The 18528-nt window shown below is 63.2% G+C and carries 17 protein-coding genes; 5 read left to right on the plus strand and 12 right to left on the minus strand.

Features of this window, described 5'->3' with window-relative positions:
- Positions 1–53: 53 nt before the first annotated feature.
- Together APH35_RS29685 and APH35_RS06445 are read right to left on the minus strand one after the other, a co-directional pair.
- Complete coding sequence (locus APH35_RS29685; RefSeq protein ID WP_374701318.1) at positions 54–512, minus strand: DarT ssDNA thymidine ADP-ribosyltransferase family protein; 459 nt, start codon at positions 510–512, stop codon at positions 54–56.
- A 60-nt stretch (positions 513–572) separates the two neighbouring features.
- Entirely contained in the window at positions 573–1628 is a 1056-nt protein-coding gene (locus tag APH35_RS06445) for a phosphorylcholine phosphatase (RefSeq protein WP_060493822.1), read from the minus strand.
- A 244-nt stretch (positions 1629–1872) separates the two neighbouring features.
- On the opposite strand from APH35_RS06445, the gene APH35_RS06450 reads away from it, so the two are divergent.
- Entirely contained in the window at positions 1873–3264 is a 1392-nt protein-coding gene (locus APH35_RS06450) for an L-cystine transporter (protein ID WP_060493821.1), read from the plus strand.
- Positions 3265–3299: 35 nt separating this feature from the next.
- On the opposite strand, the gene APH35_RS06455 is transcribed toward APH35_RS06450, so the two are convergent.
- Positions 3300–3815, minus strand: coding sequence for a dihydrofolate reductase (locus APH35_RS06455; protein WP_012274680.1), 516 nt, complete (start codon positions 3813–3815; stop codon positions 3300–3302).
- A 54-nt stretch (positions 3816–3869) separates the two neighbouring features.
- On the opposite strand from APH35_RS06455, the gene APH35_RS06460 reads away from it, so the two are divergent.
- Together APH35_RS06460 and APH35_RS06465 are read left to right on the plus strand one after the other, a co-directional pair.
- Positions 3870–5261, plus strand: a complete 1392-nt coding sequence (locus APH35_RS06460; RefSeq protein WP_081366133.1) for a DUF2868 domain-containing protein — start codon at positions 3870–3872, stop codon at positions 5259–5261.
- Complete coding sequence (locus APH35_RS06465) at positions 5254–6618, plus strand: GTPase/DUF3482 domain-containing protein (RefSeq protein WP_060514439.1); 1365 nt, start codon at positions 5254–5256, stop codon at positions 6616–6618. The genes APH35_RS06460 and APH35_RS06465 overlap by 8 nt, the downstream gene beginning before the upstream one ends.
- 17 nt (positions 6619–6635) lie before the next feature.
- Here the strand turns inward: APH35_RS06465 and APH35_RS06470 are convergent, their stop codons facing one another.
- The 6 genes from APH35_RS06470 to APH35_RS06495 form a co-directional block, all read right to left on the minus strand.
- Positions 6636–7184 (minus strand): phosphonate degradation HD-domain oxygenase, encoded by a 549-nt coding sequence (locus APH35_RS06470; RefSeq protein ID WP_012274683.1) that lies wholly within the window; start codon positions 7182–7184, stop codon positions 6636–6638.
- A 74-nt stretch (positions 7185–7258) separates the two neighbouring features.
- On the minus strand, positions 7259–8284 hold the full coding sequence (locus tag APH35_RS06475) for a putative 2-aminoethylphosphonate ABC transporter substrate-binding protein (protein ID WP_060514440.1): 1026 nt from the start codon (positions 8282–8284) through the stop codon (positions 7259–7261).
- Between the two features lie 18 nt (positions 8285–8302).
- Positions 8303–10027: a putative 2-aminoethylphosphonate ABC transporter permease subunit gene (locus APH35_RS06480; protein ID WP_060493817.1), complete on the minus strand. Its 1725-nt coding sequence runs from the start codon at positions 10025–10027 to the stop codon at positions 8303–8305.
- A gap of 1 nt (position 10028) precedes the next feature.
- On the minus strand, positions 10029–11087 hold the full coding sequence (locus tag APH35_RS06485; RefSeq protein ID WP_012274686.1) for a putative 2-aminoethylphosphonate ABC transporter ATP-binding protein: 1059 nt from the start codon (positions 11085–11087) through the stop codon (positions 10029–10031).
- Positions 11088–11321: 234 nt separating this feature from the next.
- Positions 11322–12191, minus strand: a complete 870-nt coding sequence (locus tag APH35_RS06490) for a LysR family transcriptional regulator (protein WP_012274687.1) — start codon at positions 12189–12191, stop codon at positions 11322–11324.
- Positions 12192–12200: 9 nt separating this feature from the next.
- The gene (locus tag APH35_RS06495) at positions 12201–14453 is read right to left on the minus strand and encodes a heavy metal translocating P-type ATPase (RefSeq protein WP_060514441.1); all 2253 of its coding nucleotides are present in this window, start codon (positions 14451–14453) and stop codon (positions 12201–12203) included.
- 82 nt (positions 14454–14535) lie between these two features.
- Between APH35_RS06495 and cadR the strand changes: the two genes are divergently transcribed.
- Positions 14536–14979 (plus strand): cadmium resistance transcriptional regulator CadR, encoded by a 444-nt coding sequence (gene cadR, locus APH35_RS06500; protein WP_012274689.1) that lies wholly within the window; start codon positions 14536–14538, stop codon positions 14977–14979.
- Positions 14980–15020: 41 nt separating this feature from the next.
- On the opposite strand, the gene APH35_RS06505 is transcribed toward cadR, so the two are convergent.
- From APH35_RS06505 to APH35_RS06515, 3 genes are read right to left on the minus strand one after another with little or no spacing between them, the layout of a single operon-like run.
- Positions 15021–15992 (minus strand): thymidylate synthase, encoded by a 972-nt coding sequence (locus APH35_RS06505; RefSeq protein ID WP_012274690.1) that lies wholly within the window; start codon positions 15990–15992, stop codon positions 15021–15023.
- A 51-nt stretch (positions 15993–16043) separates the two neighbouring features.
- Positions 16044–16850 carry a prolipoprotein diacylglyceryl transferase gene (gene lgt / locus APH35_RS06510; RefSeq protein WP_003249027.1) on the minus strand — a complete coding sequence of 269 codons (807 nt, stop codon included), beginning with the start codon at positions 16848–16850 and terminating at the stop codon, positions 16044–16046.
- Positions 16851–16866: 16 nt separating this feature from the next.
- Positions 16867–17649: a sulfite exporter TauE/SafE family protein gene (locus APH35_RS06515; RefSeq protein WP_012274691.1), complete on the minus strand. Its 783-nt coding sequence runs from the start codon at positions 17647–17649 to the stop codon at positions 16867–16869.
- Positions 17650–17778: 129 nt separating this feature from the next.
- Here APH35_RS06515 and APH35_RS06520 point away from each other — a divergent pair, with 129 nt between their 5' ends.
- Positions 17779–18525, plus strand: a complete 747-nt coding sequence (locus APH35_RS06520; protein WP_060514442.1) for an NRDE family protein — start codon at positions 17779–17781, stop codon at positions 18523–18525.
- Positions 18526–18528: the final 3 nt, after the last annotated feature.

Raw genomic sequence — 18528 nt, forward strand, 5'->3', positions numbered from 1 at the left:
CTGCATAAAAACCGGCGCCTTGAGCGCCGGTTCTTTTTATTGCTCATTGACGGTCAATGAAGCGAGGTGACGGGGTCCGTTTGAAACATTGACAGCTTTTGGAGAGCGATTCCAAGTGACTCGTCATCGAACAATTTGCTTTTTCGAGCAGCGGCACCTGCCCCTCCAGACCAACTTTTCAGATGTTCGCGAATTGCGCGAATCGTCGGCTCAACACCCTCTTCATGTAATAGCCAATCAACGGTGGCCAGTAGCTCCATATGCACTCTGCCATCGAAGGGGTTTTTCGCAAACCAGTGAAATGGCACAAACTGTTCCAGGGCCTCTCCCCGCCGGCCTTCGATAATTTCAGGATCAGCGATATCGGTGAAACCCGCATCCAGATGGGCTCTTGGAAGCAAGCCCCTTCGTACGATGGAAGGGACATTGTCGATACTTGTTAGGTGGTAGATGAACTGCTGATCTCGAATAGCCACTGGCAACCTCTGGCAAAAATGATATCCATATGCCATCAAACATAGTCATTGGATCCACATCTGCCAGGGCGCAGCCGGCTCAAATAAACCTAACCCTTACTGAATTTGCTCCGGCGTCACGATCACCCAGTTCTTGTCCGCCGTCACCGGCAACCCTTCCTTGGCCTGCGCCGCCGCATTCTTCGCAATCATCCCGTTCAGTTGGTCCATGTACTTGGCCTTGCGGTTTATCCACAAGTGGATGCCACCTTTGCCCACATCCACCCCGTGAAACTGCATGTAGCCATCGCTGGTCGGCGTGTCGCCGCCCACCAGCACCGGTTTCTTCCATTCATCGATATAGGTCAGGATCGCCGCCTGCTTGCCCGCCATCCAGGTGGCCGGGGTCCACAGGTAGGGCGTCAGCTCCAGGCCCTCGTTAGCCTTGGCATCGTAGTGCCCGGCGCCGATCTGCTTGCGCGCGGTGGTCAGTTGGCCGCTGGCGCGGTCCTTGAGCAGCAGGCTGACGCCAATCACGTTCTGCGGTTTCACGTTGTAACCGTACTTGGGGTCCGAGGCGACCATGCGCACCAGCTCTTCGGAGGCCGCCGAAATCACGTACACCTCGATGCCGTTCTCCATCAACTTGTTGTACAGCTCGGCCTGGCCCTTGAACACCTTGGGCGGCTGCACCTCGATGGCCTTGACCTGGTCGCCTTCGTAATACGTGCTGGGGATTGGCTTGCTGGAGGCCATCAGCTCATCCACCTGCACCTTCAATTCCTTCAGGGTAAAACCGGAGAACACCTGGGCCACCCACGGGTAGCAGACCATGTCGTCGACTTCACACAGGCGGTAGTAGTAGCTGAACAGGCTTTCCTTGTGCTCGGCGGTGTCCTTGAATGGCATCAGCTTCAACGACGGGTCGAGCTTCTCGCGGCTCAGCAGGCCCTTGTTTTCCATGAACGGCAGCAAGGCTTCTTCCAGGTCATAGCGGTAACTGGTGTTGTCCATGTCGAACACCGCGTAGTTACCCTTGTTGGCATTGGCGGCGATCATGCTGTCGAGCTGCTTGGCGGCCTCGGCAGGCCAGTGCTTGAGCTCGGTGGCGAAGGTTTCGATACTGAACAGCAGGGACAGGCCGAGGGCCACGGCTTTCGGGGCGCGCTTCATGTACGAATCTCCTGAAATGACCCAGAAACGCTAGTGCAACAATCCCTAACGACAACCCTCGATAACGACCTCCAGACAGCTGCAAACGCCGTGTTCATTGCAATCCGCGACACGCCGTTATTCCATAAACGACTATGCACATTCCATTTGGGTATAAATTCGTTTGTTTTCAGGCTGTTAGCATTTCCGTTCGCAATCGCTCACAAGAGGCGATGCTTCCTTTGCTTTTTATGCTGGAGCTTCAATGAACCTGCCGCTGTCTCTTAACCTGCTGGCGTTCCTGGCCCTGTTGCTGGGCCTGGCACAAACCCGCCGCACCGACTGGAGCCTGGCCAAGAAAGTACTGCTGGGCCTGGTGCTGGGCGTAGTCTTCGGCCTCGTGTTGCACACGATCTATGGCGCGGGCCACCCCGTGCTCAAGGCCACCATCGCCTGGCTTGACCTGGTCGGCAACGGCTACGTCGGCCTGCTGCAGATGATCGTCATGCCGCTGATCTTCGCCTCGATCCTAAGCGCCGTGGCACGCCTGCACAATGCCTCTTCGCTGGGCCGCATCAGCGTGCTGAGCATCGGCACCCTGCTGCTGACCACCGCCATTGCCGCGCTGATCGGCATCGTGCTGACCAACCTGTTCGGCCTCAGCGCCGAGGGCCTGGTGGCCGGTGCCCAGGAAAGCGCACGCATGCAAGTTATCCACAGCGACTATGCCGGCAAGGTCGCCGACCTCAACATCCCGCAACTGCTGCTGTCGTTCATCCCCAGCAACCCGGTGGGTGACCTGGCGCGTGCAAAGCCGACTTCGATCATCAGCGTGGTGATCTTCGCCGTGTTCATCGGCCTGGCGGCGCTACAACTGATCAAGGACGATGCCGAGAAGGGCGAACGCGCGCTGTCGGCCATCGATACCCTGCAGGCCTGGGTGATGCGCCTGGTGCGGGTGGTGATGAAGCTGACCCCGTATGGCGTGCTGGCGTTGATGACCAAGGTGGTGGCCAGCTCCAACATGGAAGACATCCTCAAGCTGGGCAGCTTCGTGGTGGTGTCGTACCTAGGCCTGGCGCTGATGTTCGTGGTACACGGCATCATCCTCGCCGCCACTGGCGTGAGCCCACTGCGCTTCTTCCGCAAGGTGTGGCCAGTACTGACCTTCGCCTTTACCAGCCGCTCCAGCGCCGCCAGCATTCCGCTGAACATCGAAGCGCAAACCCGCCGCCTGGGTGTGCCGCAGTCGATCGCCAGCTTCAGCGCATCGTTCGGCACCACCATTGGCCAGAACGGCTGCGCCGGCCTCTATCCCGCAATGCTGGCGGTGATGGTGGCGCCAGCGGTGGGCATCGATACCTTCGACCCGCTGTGGATCGCTACTCTGGTAGCCATTGTCACGTTGAGTTCGGCTGGGGTTGCTGGCGTGGGCGGCGGTGCCACCTTTGCCGCGCTGATCGTACTACCGGCCATGGGCTTGCCGGTGGAATTGGTGGCGTTGCTGATTTCGGTGGAGCCGCTGATCGACATGGGGCGTACGGCGTTGAACGTGAATGGTTCGATGACGGCCGGCGTGGTGACCAGCCAGCTGTTGAAAGAGACCGACAAGGATGTGCTGGCGGGCGATGAGCATGCCGAACTGAGCCATACCTGACAGTTTGCCGGGGGCGCGTTGCGCCCCCGGCAATTTCAAACCTTGTCCCAAACCTCGAAGTGATAAGCCGGCTTGCCTTCCTCAGCCTGTGCCTCGCTCGACGCCCGCTTCCACTGCCCCTGATCGAACTCCGGGAACCAGGCATCCCCTTCCGGCGCCATTTCCACCCGCGTCAGGTACATGCGGCTGACCAGCCCTTTCTCCAGCGCCTGGCCATACAACTGCGCCCCGCCAATCAGCATCAGTTCCTCAACGCCCTGCTCGCGCGCCCACTGTTCGGCCCGCACCAGCGCTTCTTCAAGCGAGGCGAACACCTCGGCACCCACCAGTTCAAGCCCAGCCTGGCGACTGACCACGATATTCAACCGCCCAGGCAGCGGCCGGCCCAGCGAATCCCAGGTCTTGCGCCCCATGATGATCGGCTTGCCCAGGGTGGTGGCCTTGAAGTACCTGAAGTCCCCCGGCAAATGCCAGGGCATGGAGTTGTCGATGCCGATCACGCGGTTCTCGGCGTAAGCCGCGATCAGGCTGAGGGGGAGTGATGTATTCATGCCAGCGAGGATAGCACCGGGCGTGTGGGTTATGCTTCTGCCTTGACCTGTGCAATGGAAGACCTTGTGACTGCACCCACGCCACTGGACAAGCGCTGGCTCACCGAAGCGGTACGCCTGCGCGAGGAACACGCCGGCCTGCTGGATGACCAGGAAGCCAACCGCCATGCTCGCCAGCTCGGCGGCGACCTGGCGACGCGCATCGAAAATCGGGCGCTGTTTCTGGCCGAACGCGACGGCATGAGCGCCGCCCTGCGCCACTGGAAGCAAGGCGCGCGCCTGGCGCTGCTGGCCTTGCTGCTGATGGCCGTGCTCAGCGGTGCCGGCCTGGCATTGGCCGCCCTGGGCGACGGGCAGCGACCGGTTAACGTATTCTGGGCCTTGGGCAGCCTGCTTGGGCTGAACCTGTTGATGTTGCTGGGCTGGGCCATCGGTTTTGCCCTGAGCGGCGAACATGGCGCGGGGCTGGGCCGCTTGTGGCTGTGGTTGAGCGAACGCTTCGCCCGCGATGCCAAGGCCGCGCACCTGGCGCCGGCGTTGCTGGTGCTGCTGCAGCGCCAGCGCCTCAACCGCTGGCTGCTCGGCCTGTTGGTGCATGGCCTATGGCTGCTGGCGATGCTCACCGCCCTGGGCATGCTGCTGGCCTTGCTGGCCACCCGGCGCTACGGCTTTGTCTGGGAAACCACCCTGCTTGCCGCCGACCCGTTCATTCACCTGACCCAGGCGCTGGGCGCCCTGCCCTCGTTGCTGGGCTTCGCCGTGCCCGATGAGGCCATGATTCGCGCCAGCGGCGACAGCCAGCCTGCCCTGGAGCTGGCACGCCAGGCTTGGGCCAGTTGGCTGCTCGGCGTGGTGTTGGTGTATGGCCTGCTGCCGCGCCTGCTGCTGGCCGGGTTGTGCCTGTGGCGCTGGCGCCAGGGCCGCGAACGCCTGGCGCTGGACCTGAGCCTGCCCGGCTATGCGCAGTTGCGTGAAGCACTGATGCCGCGTAGCGAGCGAATCGGCGTACAGGACGCCGCCCCCGAAGCCTTGCCGCAATTTGCCGCAGGCCAGTTGGAAAGCGGTAGCAGCGGTGCCCTGCTGGTCGGCCTGGAGCTGGACGACCAGCGCCCCTGGCCACCCGCCCTGCCGAAAAACGTGATCGATGCCGGCGTGCTCGACAGCCGTGAATCGCGCAACCGCCTGCTCGAGCAACTCAGCCGCTTCCCCCCGGCACGCCTCGCCATTGCCTGCGACCCACGCCGCTCACCCGACCGCGGCAGCCTGGCGTTGCTTGCAGAACTGGCACGCAATGCCGGCGCAACGCGCATCTGGCTGCTCCAGGCCGCCCCCGGCCAGGCCCTGGATGCTCAGCGCCTGGGCGACTGGCACGAAGCCCTCGACCGCCTTGGCCTGGCACACGCCGACACCTCGCCTTTGACCTGGCTGGAGCATGGCCATGACTGAGCCACTTAAACTGGCCGTGGTCGGCCACACCAACGTCGGCAAGACTTCGTTGCTGCGCACCCTGACCCGCGACGTGGGCTTTGGTGAGGTATCCCATCGCCCCAGCACCACTCGCCATGTCGAGGGTGCGCGGCTGTCGGTGGACGGCGAACCCTTGCTGGAGCTGTACGACACCCCAGGCCTGGAAGATGCCATCGCCCTGCTCGACTACCTCGAACGCTTGGAGCGCCCTGGCGAGCGTCTGGACGGCCCGGCCCGCCTGGAGCGTTTTCTGCAGGGCAGCGAAGCGCGCCAGCGTTTCGAGCAAGAAGCCAAAGTGCTGCGTCAACTGCAGGCCAGCAATGCCGGCCTGTATGTGATCGATGCGCGCGAGCCGGTGCTGGCCAAATACCGCGACGAACTGGAAGTACTCGCCAGCTGCGGCAAGCCGTTGCTGCCGGTGCTCAACTTCGTCGCCAGCCACCAGCACCGCGAGCCGCAATGGCGTGAAGCCCTTGCCCGGCTTGGCCTTCACGCGTTGGTGCGGTTCGACAGCGTGGCCCCGCCCGAGGATGGCGAGCGCCGTTTGTACGAGAGCCTTGCCCTACTGCTGGAGGACGCCCGCCCAGCCCTGCAGCGGCTGATCGACGACCAGCAAGCGCAACGCCTGGCCCGCCGGCACAGTGGCAAGCGGCTGATTGCCGAACTGCTGCTGGACTGCGCCGCCTGCCGGCGCAGCGTCGAAGCCGAACCGGCGGCCGAAGCCCGGGCGATGGAAGCCCTGCGTCAAGACATACGCCAACGTGAGCAGCGTTGCGTTGAAGCCTTGCTCAAGCTGTACGCATTCCGCCGCGAGGATGCCCATGCCAGCGACCTGCCGTTGCTCGATGGCCGCTGGGGCGATGACCTGTTCAACCCCGAAACCCTGAAGTTGCTGGGCGTGCGCCTGGGCAGCGGTGTGGCAGCGGGTGCGGCAGCGGGCGCTGGGGTGGATCTACTGGTCGGCGGCCTTACCTTGGGTGCGGCGGCGTTGGCTGGGGCGATTGCCGGCGGCGCGCTACAGACGGCGCGCAACTATGGTTCGCGGTTGATGGGCAAGCTCAAGGGCAAACGCGAGCTGACCGTGGACGATACCGTGTTGCGCTTGCTGGCTCTGCGTCAGCAGCAGTTGATGATAGCGCTGGAGAGCCGCGGGCATGCGGCACAGGACAGTATTCGTCTGGGTGAGGTGGATGAGAAAGCCTGGCGCGAGGGCAAGTTGCCGGAGGCACTGGTGAAAGCACGAGCGCACCCCCAGTGGTCCACGCTCAATCCTGGGGCGAAGTTGAACCAGGCTGAACGGCAAGAACAGCTTGAGGCGCTGGTTACTCAGATCTGAGTAACCAGGCCCATCTTTCAAAGGAGTGCCAGCGCCTTCTGCTTCAATCCCTCCAGATCAACCACTGGCATTCCAATTTCCTTGGCCATTTCATCCCATTCCCGCATCCGCAGGCTGACCTCGAACAGCGGATCCCGCTCGAACGCATCCGCCTCGGCCTCGCTCATCATGCCGCCCTGATACTCCAGGGTCCGCCTGCTCGCTTCACTCAACCGCTGGTAATACCCCGCTTGCCGCAAAGTCAGGTAACGCTTGGCCTCCACGTGATACTGCACCAGCCGCGCCATGCGCTCGCCAAAACCACAACGGCGCAAATATTCGGCGCCGATGCGTTCATGGCTGACCACGCCGTAACCGCCCATGCTGGCGTCACCACCACACAGATGGCCGATGTCGTGGAAGAACGCCGCCAGCACCACTTCATCGTCGAAGCCTTCGGCCATGGCCAGTTGCGCGGCTTGGGACATGTGCTCGAGCTGGGTGATGGCTTCGCCGATGTAGTCGTCGCTGCCATGGCGCGCGTACAGGGCAAAGGTGCTATCGATGATCTGGGCTGGAGTAGGCATCGGTATCTAGTAGTCCTGGCTTGATAGCGGCGGTGACCTCTTCGCGGGCGTGCCCGCAAAGAGGCCGGTACAGGTTACTGCTGGGCCACCTTCTCCGACTTGCCGTCATAGCGCTTGCGCCATTCGGTCAGGATTTCATCCCGGTTTTTCGAAGCCCAGGCAAAGTCGTTCTTGATCAGGCGCTGCTCATAGTCTGCCGGCAACTCGGTCTGCGGCTTGGCAATGCCTGGCGCGGCCAGCACGGCGAAGTTTTCCTTGTACAGCTCCATGGCCGCCGGGCTTGCCGAGAAATCAGCCAGGCGCTTGGCCGCATTCGCCTTGGGCGAGCCCTTGATCACTGCAGTCGCCTCGATCTCCCAACCCAGGCCTTCCTTCGGCAGCACGATGTCCAGGGGGGCGCCCTGGCGCTTGAGCTGCACGGCCGGGTATTCGAACGAAATACCGATCGGGAACTCGCCTGCCGCTGCCAGCTTGCACGGTTTGGAGCCGGAATGAACGTACTGGCCGATGTTCTGGTGCAGCGCGTCCATGTAGGCCCAGCCTTGCGGTTCACCGAAGGTCTGCAACCAGGCACTCACGTCAAGGAAACCGGTGCCGGACGAGGCCGGGTTGGGCATGACGATCTTGCCCTTGTACTCGGGCTTGGTCAGGTCCTGCCAGCTCACCGGTTTGCTCAGGCCCTGCTTCTCGGCCTCGATGGTATTGAAGCAGATGGTCGCGGCCCACACATCCATACCCACCCAAGCCGGAGGGTTGGCAGCGTCCCGGTAGTTGCCGGAGATCTTGCTCAGGTCTTTCGGTGCATAGGCTTCAAGCATGCCGTTCTGGTCGAGAATCGCCAGGCTGGACGCCGCCAGGCCCCAAACCGCGTCGGCTTGCGGGCGGTCTTTCTCGGCCAGCAGCTTGGCGGTGATGATGCCGGTGGAATCACGCACCCACTTTATCTCGATATCCGGGTTGGCTTTTTCGAAGGCTTGTTTGTAGCTCTTCAATTGCTCGGCTTCCAGCGCGGTGTAGACCGTCAGCTGGGTATTGGCGGCCGAAGCCTGCAGGCTGAACACGGCGCAAACAGCAGCGGCAAGTGCAAGGTGCTTGTACATGGGTAGGTTCCTTACAGGTCAGACGGTCGCGGCGCGTTGGCGCCAGGCTTGGGAGCGGCGCAGCAGGCCGCGTGAGGCTGCGGCCAGCAGCAGCGAAGCGCCGGCACTGGTCAGCAAAATCAGGGTGGACATGGCGGCGGCACCGCCAACGTTGCCGGCGTCGTCCATGTTCAGCACGGCAACGGCAGCCAGAATGGTGTCGGGGCTGTACAGGAAGATCGCCGCCGACACGGTGGTCATCGCCGAGACGAACAGGTAGCGGATGATGTCCAGCAACGCCGGCAGGCAGATTGGCACGGTCACCCGCAGGAAGTGCTTGTACAGCGGCGCCTTCAGCGACAACGCAGCGGCTTCGAACTCGCCGTCGAGCTGACGCAGGGCGGTGGTGGCGGTCATCTGCGCGGTGGTCAGGTAATGGGCGATGGTGCACACCACCAGCAGCCCCATGCCGCCGTACAGCACATGCAGCGGGTTGCCGTTGAGGTTGAAGAAGAAAACGTAGCCCAGGCCCAGCACCAGGCCCGGCACGGCCATGGGGATGAAGCTGAGCAGGCGCAGCGCCTGGTTGAGCAGGCGTTGCCCCTGGGTTTTCTCCATCAGGTAGGCACCGGTGAAGATCACGATGCTGCCGATCAGCGCGGTGCCGATGGCCATGGTCACGCTGTTGCGGTAGGCCAGCCAGCCGCCACCTGCGGTGTCGTCGAACAGGTAATGACGCAGTGACAACGAGAGGTTGTATGGCCAGAAGGTGACCAGCGAGGAATACACCGCCATACCGATCACCAGCAACAATGCCGCGCACACCAGCAGCACGATGGCCAGGAAGCAGGCATCGCGGCCACGCGATGGCTTGGGTACGAACACCTGGGCACGGCCGCTCATGGCCTCGCCCTGGCGCCGGCGCAGCCAGGCGTCGACGGTAAAGCTGAACAGCGCTGGCAACAGCAGCACCATGCCGATCAACGCGCCACGGCCAAACTGTTGCTGGCCGACCACCGCCTTGTAGGCTTCCAGTGCCAGCACCTGATAGTCGCCACCGACCACTACCGGCACACCGAAGTCGGTGATGGTCAGGGTGAATACCAGGCACAACGCCGCGAACACCGCCTGGCGTGTGGCCGGCCAGGTAATGCTGGTGAACGCCCGCCACGAGCCGGCACCCATGCTGGAAGCTGCATCGAACAGGCGAGCATCGGCCAGCGACAGCGCCGACAGCAGGATCATCAGCGCATGCGGGAAGGTGTAGATAGCCTCGCCCAGCACGATGCCCCAGAAACCGTAGATGTTGTCGCTGAGCAACCCGCGCAGCAGCCCCTGGTTGCCGAACAAGTAGACCAGGGCGATGGCCGGCAGCATCGACGGTGCCAACAGCGGCAGTAGCGAAATCCCCCGCCACAGGCCCTTGGCCGGAATCAGCGTGCGTTGCAGGGCATAGGCGAACAGGTAGGCCAGCGGCACCACGATGGCCGCAACCGTCAAGGCCACCGACAGGCTGTTGCCCAGCAACCAGTGGAAGTTGTCGCTGGCGAACAGTTCACGGGCCGCCAGCAATCCGCCGCCTTGGCCCGCTTCACCGCTGAAACCACGCCAGAAGATCGCCAGCAGCGGCATCAGCACGGCCAGCACCAACAGGATCAGCAGCAGGCTCTTGCCGCCGACGACGAACAACCGGTCACCCAGGGCGACGCCAGCACGCGGCGCGGCTTTGGCCTGGCCCAGTGGCAGGGACATTGGCGCGGCCATCTCAGGCAAACACCTGCAGGCTCTGCGGCGGCAGTGCCACCCAGATGTCCTGCGAACCCAGGCGCGGCATGGCTTCGGGGGCCAGTTCAGCCAGCAAGGCATGGCCTGGCAAGGCCTTGAGTTCAAAGCTCATGCGACAGCGGTTACCGAGGAAGGTGATTTCGCGAACCATGGCCGGGAACAGGTTTTCTTCGTGTACCACCGGGTTGACCGTGATCGCCTCTGGGCGGCAGAACAGCCGACCGCTGCTGGCCTGGGCCGAACCCGGCGCCAGGCGCATGTTCATGCCGCCAACCTGGGCATGGCTGTCGCTGCTGCGCTGAAACGGCAGCCAGTTACCTTGGCCGACGAACTCGGCGACGAACGGCGTGGCCGGCTGGTCGTAGATTTCCTGCGGGGTGGCGTACTGCTCGACCTGGCCGTTGTTCATTACCGCAATGCGGTCGGCCATCAACATGGCCTCGTCCTGGTTGTGGGTCACCATCAAGGTGGTGATGCCCAGCTGCCGTTGCAGCTGGCGCAGCTCGGTGCACAGGTGCTCGCGCACCCGCGCATCCAGCGCCGACATCGGCTCGTCGAGCAGCAACAAGGAAGGCGAAGGTGCCAACGCGCGGGCCAGGGCCACACGTTGCTGCTGACCACCGGAAAGCTGGCCGGGGTACTTTTTCTCGCTGCCGGCAAGGCCCACCAGCTCGAGCATTTCGGCCACACGCTGACGGGCCTGCTCGCGGCCACTGCCGGTCAGGCCGTAGGCGATGTTGGCTTCGACGGTGAGGTTGGGAAACAGCGCGTAGGACTGGAACAGGATGCCGTAGTCACGGGCCTGGGGCGGCAGCTCGGAAATATCGCGTTCGCCGATGTACAGCGTACCGCGGTCCTGGCGCTCCAGGCCGGCAATGCAACGCAACAGCGTGGTCTTGCCGCAACCGGACGGGCCAAGCAGGCACACCAGCTCGCCGGCGGCGATGTCCAGCGAGACATCGTTCAGCGCCGTGAAGGCACCGAAGCGCTTGTGGATGTTGCGCACGGTCATTTGTGCGCCGGGGGTGGTGTGGTTCATGGCAGGGCCTCATCGAAGAGATGGGGGCCATGCTAGGAAGGCTGTGCGAAGGTTCTGTGGCGTTTGGGCAAAAGTCGATGATAGTGATATAGGCAGATTTTGTAGAAGCGGCCTTGTGTCGCGATGGGCTGCGCAGCAGCCCCGGCAATTCATGCGGCGGAGCTGAAACCCCGGGGCTGCTGCGCAGCCCATCGCGACACAAGGCCACTCCTACAGTGCCTGTATACTCCTGAATCAGAAGTGTGAGCCAGCCACTTCCTGCGCCACCCCAAGAAAGGCAGCCGGCAAACGGGCCTGGCGACGCTCCTTCAGGCAATACAAATACTCATGCATCACCGGCGCATTCTCCAGCGCCAGCACCCGCAGCTCAGGGTTGTGCGGCACCTCATGGCGGGCAATCACGCTGATGCCGATGTTGCGCAGCACCGCCTCGCGAATCGACTCGCGGCTGCCGATTTCCAGCAAGGCGCCGGCTTTGACCCCGGCCTCCTGCATCATCTGTTCGGTTAGCTTGCGCGTGGTCGAGCCCTTCTCGCGCATCAGCAGGCAATGCCCGGCTACCCCCTCGATGGACACCGACTGGCGATGGGCCAATGGGTGGTTGCGGTGCACCGCCACCACCAGCGGATCAGTCCCCAGTACCCGCCGCACCAACCGCGCATCCTCCACCAGTTGCGAAGACGCGGCGATATCCACCCGGTAGTCTTCGAGCATTTCCAGCACCTGCTGCGAGTTGCCGATCTCCACCGCCACTTCTACCTGAGGCAGCCGTTCGCGGTAGATTTTCACCAGGTCAAGGATGTAGTAAGGCGCCGTGGCTGCGATGCGCAGGCTGCCCTGCGCCTGGCCGCTGTTGCGCAGCTCGAACTCGATGTCGGCCTCCTGCTGCAGCAGTGCCTTGACCATCGGCAACAGGCGCACGCCCTCCTCGCTCAGCACCAGGCGCCGACCGCCACGGTAGAACAGCTCCACGGCGTACTGGCCTTCCAGGTTGCGGATCTGCGTGGTTACCGTGGGCTGGCTGAGCCCAAGCTTCTTCGCCGCCAGGGTGATGCTGCCCAGACGGGCCACCATGTAAAAGGCTTTCAGCTCCGAACTCAGCATGCACGTCCTCTATTTGCGCAACAGGCGCAAGCCGTTGAACACCACCAGCAGGCTCACGCCCATGTCGGCGAACACCGCCATCCACATGGTCGCCATGCCAGCAAAGGTGATGGCCAGGAATATCGCCTTGATGCCCAACGCCAGAACGATGTTCTGCATGAGGATCGCCGCGCTTTGGCGCGACAGCCTGACGAAGGCCGGAATTTTCCGCAAGTCGTCGTCCATCAGCGCTACGTCGGCGGTCTCGATGGCGGTGTCGGTACCAGCGGCGGCCATGGCAAAACCGATCTCGGCGCGGGCCAGAGCTGGCGCGTCGTTGATACCATCACCGACCATGCCCACCCGGTGGCCTTCTGCGTACAAGGCCTCGATGGTTTTCAGCTTGTCGGCTGGCAGCAGGTTACCCTCGGCGCGGTCGATGCCCACCACAGCGGCGATGGCCTGGGCGGTATGCGGATTATCACCGGTCAGCATGACAGTCTTGATACCCAGTTCATGCAGCTCGGCGATAGCCTGGCGGCTGCTGTCCTTCACGGTGTCGGCAACGGCAAACAGCGCCAATGGCCCGGAACGGTCGAGCAGCAGCACCACGGTCTTGCCCTGACGCTCCAGCGCATCCAGTTTGGCTTCCAGCGCTGGCGAGCACAGGCCCAGCTCTTCGACCAGGCGGTGGTTGCCCAAGTGGTAGACCTCACCGTCGATGGTGCCACGCACACCGCGCCCGGCCAGGGCGGCGAAGTCATCCACTTCACTTAGAGCCAGCCCTTGCGCCTTGCCGAACTGAGCGATAGCGCGGGACACCGGGTGGTCCGAGCGCTCGCCCAGGCTGGCGGCCAGGGCTTGAGCGCGGGCTTCGAACTGCGACGCCAGCACTTCGGCGTCAGTCTGTACCGGTTTGCCGTGGGTGATGGTGCCGGTCTTGTCCAGGGCCAGGAAGTCCAGGTGGCGGCCGCCCTCCAGATAGACGCCGCCCTTGATCAGGATGCCTTTGCGCGCGGCAGCCGCCAGTCCGCTGACGATGGTCACCGGGGTCGAGATCACCAATGCGCAGGGGCACGCAACCACCAGCAATACCAGAGCACGGTAGACCCAGTCGAACCAGGCACCGGCCATGAACAACGGCGGGATCACCGCCACGGCCAGGGCAATGGCGAACACCACCGGGGTGTAGATGCGCGAAAAACGGTCGACGAAGCGCTGGGTAGGTGCCCGCGCGCCTTGTGCCTCCTCCACGGCCTTGATGATCCGCGCCAGGGTAGACTGCCCGGCAGCAGCGGTAACGCGGAACTCCAATGCTCCCGCCTGGTTGATGGTACCGGCGAACAGTTTGTCGCCCACTGCCTTCTCTACAGGCAGGCTTTCACCGGTGATCGGTGCCTGATCGACGCTGGACTGCCCACTGGTCACTTCACCGTCCAGGCCGATGCGTTCGCCGGGGCGCACCCGCACCAACGCACCGATGGCCACTTCACGCACGTCCAGCTCGCGCCACAGGCCATCGGCCTGCTGCACCGTGGCCATGTCCGGGGCCAACTGCATCAACCCGCCGATGGCATTGCGCGCACGGTCCAGCGAGCGCGCTTCGATCAGCTCGGCAACCGTGAACAGCACCATCACCATGGCTGCTTCCGGCCACTGGCCGATCAGCACCGCACCGGTCACGGCAATGCTCATCAAGGCATTGATGTTGAGGTTGCGGTTTTTCAGGGCGATCCAGCCCTTCTTGTAGGTACCCAGGCCGCAGCCGAGGATCGCCAACAGCGCCAGCCCCGCTACCACCCATTCCGGGGCCAGCGCAGCGAAGTGCACGATTTCGGCGGTAATCGCAGCAATACCCGACAGTGCCAGCGGCCACCAGCGGGTCTTGGCCGGTTGTGCCGCGCTGGTGGTGCCGTCGTCCTCGGCAGCAATCGGCTCGGCCTTCATGCCCAGGCTGTCGATGGCCCGCTCGATTTCAGCCGTACCGTTCAAGGTATGGCGCACGCCAAGCACGCGGTTGATCAGGTTGAATTCCAGCTGCTCGATTCCGGCCAGCTTGCCCAGTTTGTCCTGGATCAGCGTCTGCTCGGTGGGGCAGTCCATGGCGTCGATGCGAAAACGGCTGAGCTGCGCCTGGGCACTGGCCGTTTCGCTCAGTTGCACCAGCGATGGCGCGGCTTTGGAGCCGCAGCAGCTGTGGCCGTGGGCAGCATGGCCGTGGTCGTCATCGCCATGGGCGTGATCGTGCGAGTGCTTGTGGTCGTGGCTGACAGGCTGGTTCATGGGGTCATCCTTAAAGTGAGCCTGTTGCCAAGTGAACACCCTGTAGCCACTATAGGGTCAAGCCTATTGCTGGAGATTCGTGATGAAAATCGGAGAACTGGCCAAAGCCACCGACTGTGCGGTGGAAACCATTCGCTACTACGAGCGGGAAAACCTGCTGCCGGAGCCTGCGCGCAGTGACGGCAACTACCGGCTGTATACCCAGGCTCACGTCGAGCGGCTGACCTTCATCCGTAACTGCCGCACCCTGGACATGACCCTGGACGAAATTCGCAGCCTGCTACGCCTACGCGACAGCCCGGATGACTCGTGCGGCAGTGTCAACGCGCTGATCGACGAGCATATCGAGCATGTGCAGGCGCGTATCGACGGTTTGGTGGCGTTGCAGGAACAGCTGGTAGAGCTGCGGCGGCGCTGCAATGCGCAAGGGAGTGAGTGCGCGATTTTGCAGCGATTGGAGACGAACGGGGCGGTATCGGTACCGGATACCGAGCATTCGCATGTGGGGCGCAGCCACGGGCATTGAGATTGCCGGGGGCGCTTTGCGCCCCCCGGCAATCTAGAAAATCACACCGCCATCGGCGCTGTCATCGGCGCATGGTGCTCATAACCTTCCAACCAGAAATCACTCGGTTCGATCTTCTCCAGCCACTCCGGCTCGTACTTACCCGTCTCGGCAAACGCCGGCACGCGGTCGCTGATCACCAGTTTCGGCGCCTCCAGCGGCTCGCGCTTGAGCTGCTCATGCAGCATGTCCAGGTGGTTTTCATACACATGGGCATCACCGATGAAGTAGGTGAACCAGCGCGGGGTGTAACCGGTCAGGCGGCCGAACAGCGACAGCAACGCCGCGCCTTCGGTGAGGTTGAACGGTGTGCCCAGGCCCAGGTCGTTGGAGCGGATGTAGAGGGTCAGGGAAATTTCCTTGGTCTCGACATTTGGGTGGAACTGGTACAGCAGGTGGCACGGCGGCAGGGCCATTTCGTCCAGCTGCGCGCAGTTCCAGCCGTGGAACAGGATGCGGCGGCTGCCCGGGTCGTTGGCGATGGTGTCCAGGCACTGGCGCACCTGGTCGATGGCCTTGTACAGGATGACGAAGGCGACGCCGTCCTCTTCGTCCTGGGCAATACGGCGGAAGCCTGCCTTTTCGGCCATTTCGATGGCGGCCGAGTTGCTCAGCGGGATGCGCTTGTAGCCTGGCCATTGGCGCCATTGCACGCCGTAGATCTCGCCCAGGTCGTCATGGCCCTGGCGGAACGGGTTGGCCAGCCACTGAGCGTTTTCGTTGGCGTTCTGGTCCCAGACCTTGCAGCCCAGCTCGCGGAATTCACCTGCGTTTTTCACGCCCCGCAGAAAACCGACCATTTCGCCGATTGCCGACTTGAACGCCAGTTTGCGCGTGGTGATGGCCGGAAAGCCCTTTTGCAGGTCGAAACGCAGCATGGCGCCCGGCAGGCTGATGGTGCGAATGCCGGTGCGGTTGCCCTGCATCGTGCCGTTTTCGATGACGTCGCGGACCAGGTCCAGATACTGTTTCATGGCTTACCTGTAGCAAAAACGGCAGGGGGATCGCCCCTGCCGTGGGATTAATCAGGCGGGTTTCGCCGTAGGCTTGCGATTATAAGCCCACCAGATCAGGCCAAGGCCAGCCAGGATCATCGGCACGCACAGAATCTGACCCATGGTCAGCCAGCCCCAGGCGATATAACCCAGCTGGGCATCCGGCACCCGCACGAATTCGACGATGAAGCGGAAGATGCCGTAGAACAGCGCGAACATGCCCGATACCGCCATGGTCGGCCGCGGCTTGCGCGAGAACAGCCAGAGGATGACGAACAGTGCCACGCCCTCCAGGGCGAACTGGTACAGCTGCGACGGGTGGCGTGGCAGCTGGGCTGGGTCGCTGAACGGCGGGAAGATCATCGCCCATGGCACGTCGGTGGGTTTGCCCCACAGCTCGGCGTTGATGAAGTTGCCGATACGCCCGGCACCCAGGCCGATCGGCACCAGCGGGGCAACGAAGTCCATCAGTTCGAAGAACGACTTGTTGTTGCGCTTGCCGAACCACAAGGCCGCCAACATCACGCCGATGAAGCCACCGTGGAACGACATGCCGCCCTTCCACACCTCGAAGATCAGCGTCGGGTTGGCCAGGTAGGCGTGCAGGTCGTAGAACAGCACATAGCCCAGGCGCCCGCCGACAATCACACCCATCGACAGCCAGAACACCAGGTCGGAAAGCTTCTCGCGGCTCCAGGTGGGATCGAAGCGGTTCAGCCGGCGCGAGGCCAGCAGCCAGGCACCGCCGATGCCGATCAGGTACATCAGACCGTACCAATGGATTTTCAGCGGCCCGATGGCCAGGGCCACGGGGTCTATCTGCGGGTAAGGCAGCATGGAACTTCCTCTCGATTCAAATCAAAAAGCTGAGGCCGACACAGAACAGCAGCGCTGCGAACAGGCGTTTCAACAAACGGGGCGACAGCTTGTGCGCCAGACGCGCGCCAAAGCGGGCGAAAAACATGCTGGTCACGGCAATGCCGATCATCGCCGGCAGGTACACGTAACCCAGGCTATGGGCCGGCAGGTGCTCTTCGTGCCAACCCAGCAGCATGAAGCTCAGGGCACTGGCCAGGGCGATCGGCAGGCCACAGGCCGAGGACGTGGCCACCGCCTGCTGCATCGGCAGGCTGCGCCAGGTCAGGAACGGCACGGTCAGCGAACCACCGCCGATGCCGAAGATGGCCGAAGCCCAGCCGATCACCCCACCGGCCCCAACCAATGCAGGTTTACCGGGGATGCCACGGCTGGCCTTGGGTTTGAGGCCCAGTGCCATCTGCGCGGCGATGACCAGGGCAAACACACCGATGATCTTTTGCAGCAACGGGCCTTGGATCAACGAGGCGGTCTTGGCACCGACGCCGGCCCCCAGCAGGATGCCGAGGGTCATCCAGGCGAAAATCGGCCATTGCACGGCACCCTTGCGGTGGTGCTCGAGCACAGCGTTGATCGAAGTGAATACGATGGTTGCCAGTGACGTGCCGACTGCCAGATGGGTCAACACCGAGGCATCGAAGCCCTGCAAGGTGAAGCTGAACACCAGCACCGGCACGATGATGATGCCACCGCCCACGCCGAACAGCCCGGCCAGCACACCAGCACAGGCGCCCAACAGCAGATAGAGCACGAATTCCATTCGGCGTCCCCGAGAAATCAATCCGGCATGGTAACGGAAGCCGGGCTCGGGGCTCTAGTGAACTCTGTGACAGGATGGATCGGCCATGCTGCTGTGGGTACAGTGGCAGAAAACACAGAGGCCCAACCGATGTGCCTGATCGTATTTGCCTGGCGGCCGGGGCACGCCCTGCCGCTGATCGTGGCGGCCAACCGCGACGAATTCTATGCCCGCCCCACCCAGCCCCTGGCAGCCTGGGACGATGCGCCCGGCGTACACGCCGGGCGAGACCTGGAAGCCGGTGGTACCTGGCTGGGCGTGGGCCAACAGGGGCGCTTTGCCGCGCTGACCAACATCCGCGACCCGGGCCAGGCGCTGGGGCCACGCTCGCGGGGTGAGCTGGTGGCGGCGTACCTGCAGGGTGAAATGGGTGTCGAGGCTTACCTGGGCCAGGTGGCCAGCCGAAGTGGGCAGTATTCGGGGTTCAACCTGCTGGTGGGTGATGGCCAGCAGCTGGGATATCTGAATGCTCGGGAAGCCACGCCGCGCCTGCTGCATGCCGGGGTGTACGGGTTATCCAATGCCGGGCTGGATACGCCATGGCCGAAGCTGGTGAAGGCACGTAGCGGACTGGAGGGCCTGCTGGAAGCGCCCGAGCCGCATCGGTTGCTGGCGTTGCTGGCAGATAACGAGCCTGCGGCTGAGGGTGACCTACCCGAGACGGGCGTGGGAGTAGCGACCGAGAAGTTGCTGTCGAGTGTGTTTATTGCCAGCCAGAATTATGGGACGCGGGCAAGTACGGTGCTGATTGTGGATGATCAGGGCAAAAGGCGACTGGTTGAGCGCAGCTTCGGGCCTTTTGGTGGGCACTTGGGGGAAGTTGAGCTTACGGTCTGAGGG

Source organism: Pseudomonas sp. NBRC 111132, from assembly GCF_001320565.1.
Classification (GTDB): domain Bacteria; phylum Pseudomonadota; class Gammaproteobacteria; order Pseudomonadales; family Pseudomonadaceae; genus Aquipseudomonas; species Aquipseudomonas putida_P.

What these genes read in the sequence shown, in the direction of transcription:
- APH35_RS06495 (WP_060514441.1), bottom strand. Translation starts at nt 14,453, where the DNA reads ATGAACCAGCCTGTCAGCCACGACCACAAGCACTCGCACGATCACGCC.
- APH35_RS06455 (WP_012274680.1), bottom strand. Translation starts at nt 3,815, where the DNA reads ATGAATACATCACTCCCCCTCAGCCTGATCGCGGCTTACGCCGAGAAC.
- APH35_RS06460 (WP_081366133.1), top strand. Translation starts at nt 3,870, where the DNA reads ATGGAAGACCTTGTGACTGCACCCACGCCACTGGACAAGCGCTGGCTC.
- lgt (WP_003249027.1), bottom strand. Translation starts at nt 16,850, where the DNA reads ATGCTGCCTTACCCGCAGATAGACCCCGTGGCCCTGGCCATCGGGCCG.
- APH35_RS06490 (WP_012274687.1), bottom strand. Translation starts at nt 12,191, where the DNA reads ATGCTGAGTTCGGAGCTGAAAGCCTTTTACATGGTGGCCCGTCTGGGC.
- APH35_RS06505 (WP_012274690.1), bottom strand. Translation starts at nt 15,992, where the DNA reads ATGAAACAGTATCTGGACCTGGTCCGCGACGTCATCGAAAACGGCACG.
- cadR (WP_012274689.1), top strand. Translation starts at nt 14,536, where the DNA reads ATGAAAATCGGAGAACTGGCCAAAGCCACCGACTGTGCGGTGGAAACC.
- APH35_RS06465 (WP_060514439.1), top strand. Translation starts at nt 5,254, where the DNA reads ATGACTGAGCCACTTAAACTGGCCGTGGTCGGCCACACCAACGTCGGC.
- APH35_RS06470 (WP_012274683.1), bottom strand. Translation starts at nt 7,184, where the DNA reads ATGCCTACTCCAGCCCAGATCATCGATAGCACCTTTGCCCTGTACGCG.
- APH35_RS06520 (WP_060514442.1), top strand. Translation starts at nt 17,779, where the DNA reads ATGTGCCTGATCGTATTTGCCTGGCGGCCGGGGCACGCCCTGCCGCTG.
- APH35_RS06485 (WP_012274686.1), bottom strand. Translation starts at nt 11,087, where the DNA reads ATGAACCACACCACCCCCGGCGCACAAATGACCGTGCGCAACATCCAC.
- APH35_RS06480 (WP_060493817.1), bottom strand. Translation starts at nt 10,027, where the DNA reads ATGGCCGCGCCAATGTCCCTGCCACTGGGCCAGGCCAAAGCCGCGCCG.
- APH35_RS06475 (WP_060514440.1), bottom strand. Translation starts at nt 8,284, where the DNA reads ATGTACAAGCACCTTGCACTTGCCGCTGCTGTTTGCGCCGTGTTCAGC.
- APH35_RS06445 (WP_060493822.1), bottom strand. Translation starts at nt 1,628, where the DNA reads ATGAAGCGCGCCCCGAAAGCCGTGGCCCTCGGCCTGTCCCTGCTGTTC.
- APH35_RS06515 (WP_012274691.1), bottom strand. Translation starts at nt 17,649, where the DNA reads ATGGAATTCGTGCTCTATCTGCTGTTGGGCGCCTGTGCTGGTGTGCTG.
- APH35_RS29685 (WP_374701318.1), bottom strand. Translation starts at nt 512, where the DNA reads ATGGCATATGGATATCATTTTTGCCAGAGGTTGCCAGTGGCTATTCGA.
- APH35_RS06450 (WP_060493821.1), top strand. Translation starts at nt 1,873, where the DNA reads ATGAACCTGCCGCTGTCTCTTAACCTGCTGGCGTTCCTGGCCCTGTTG.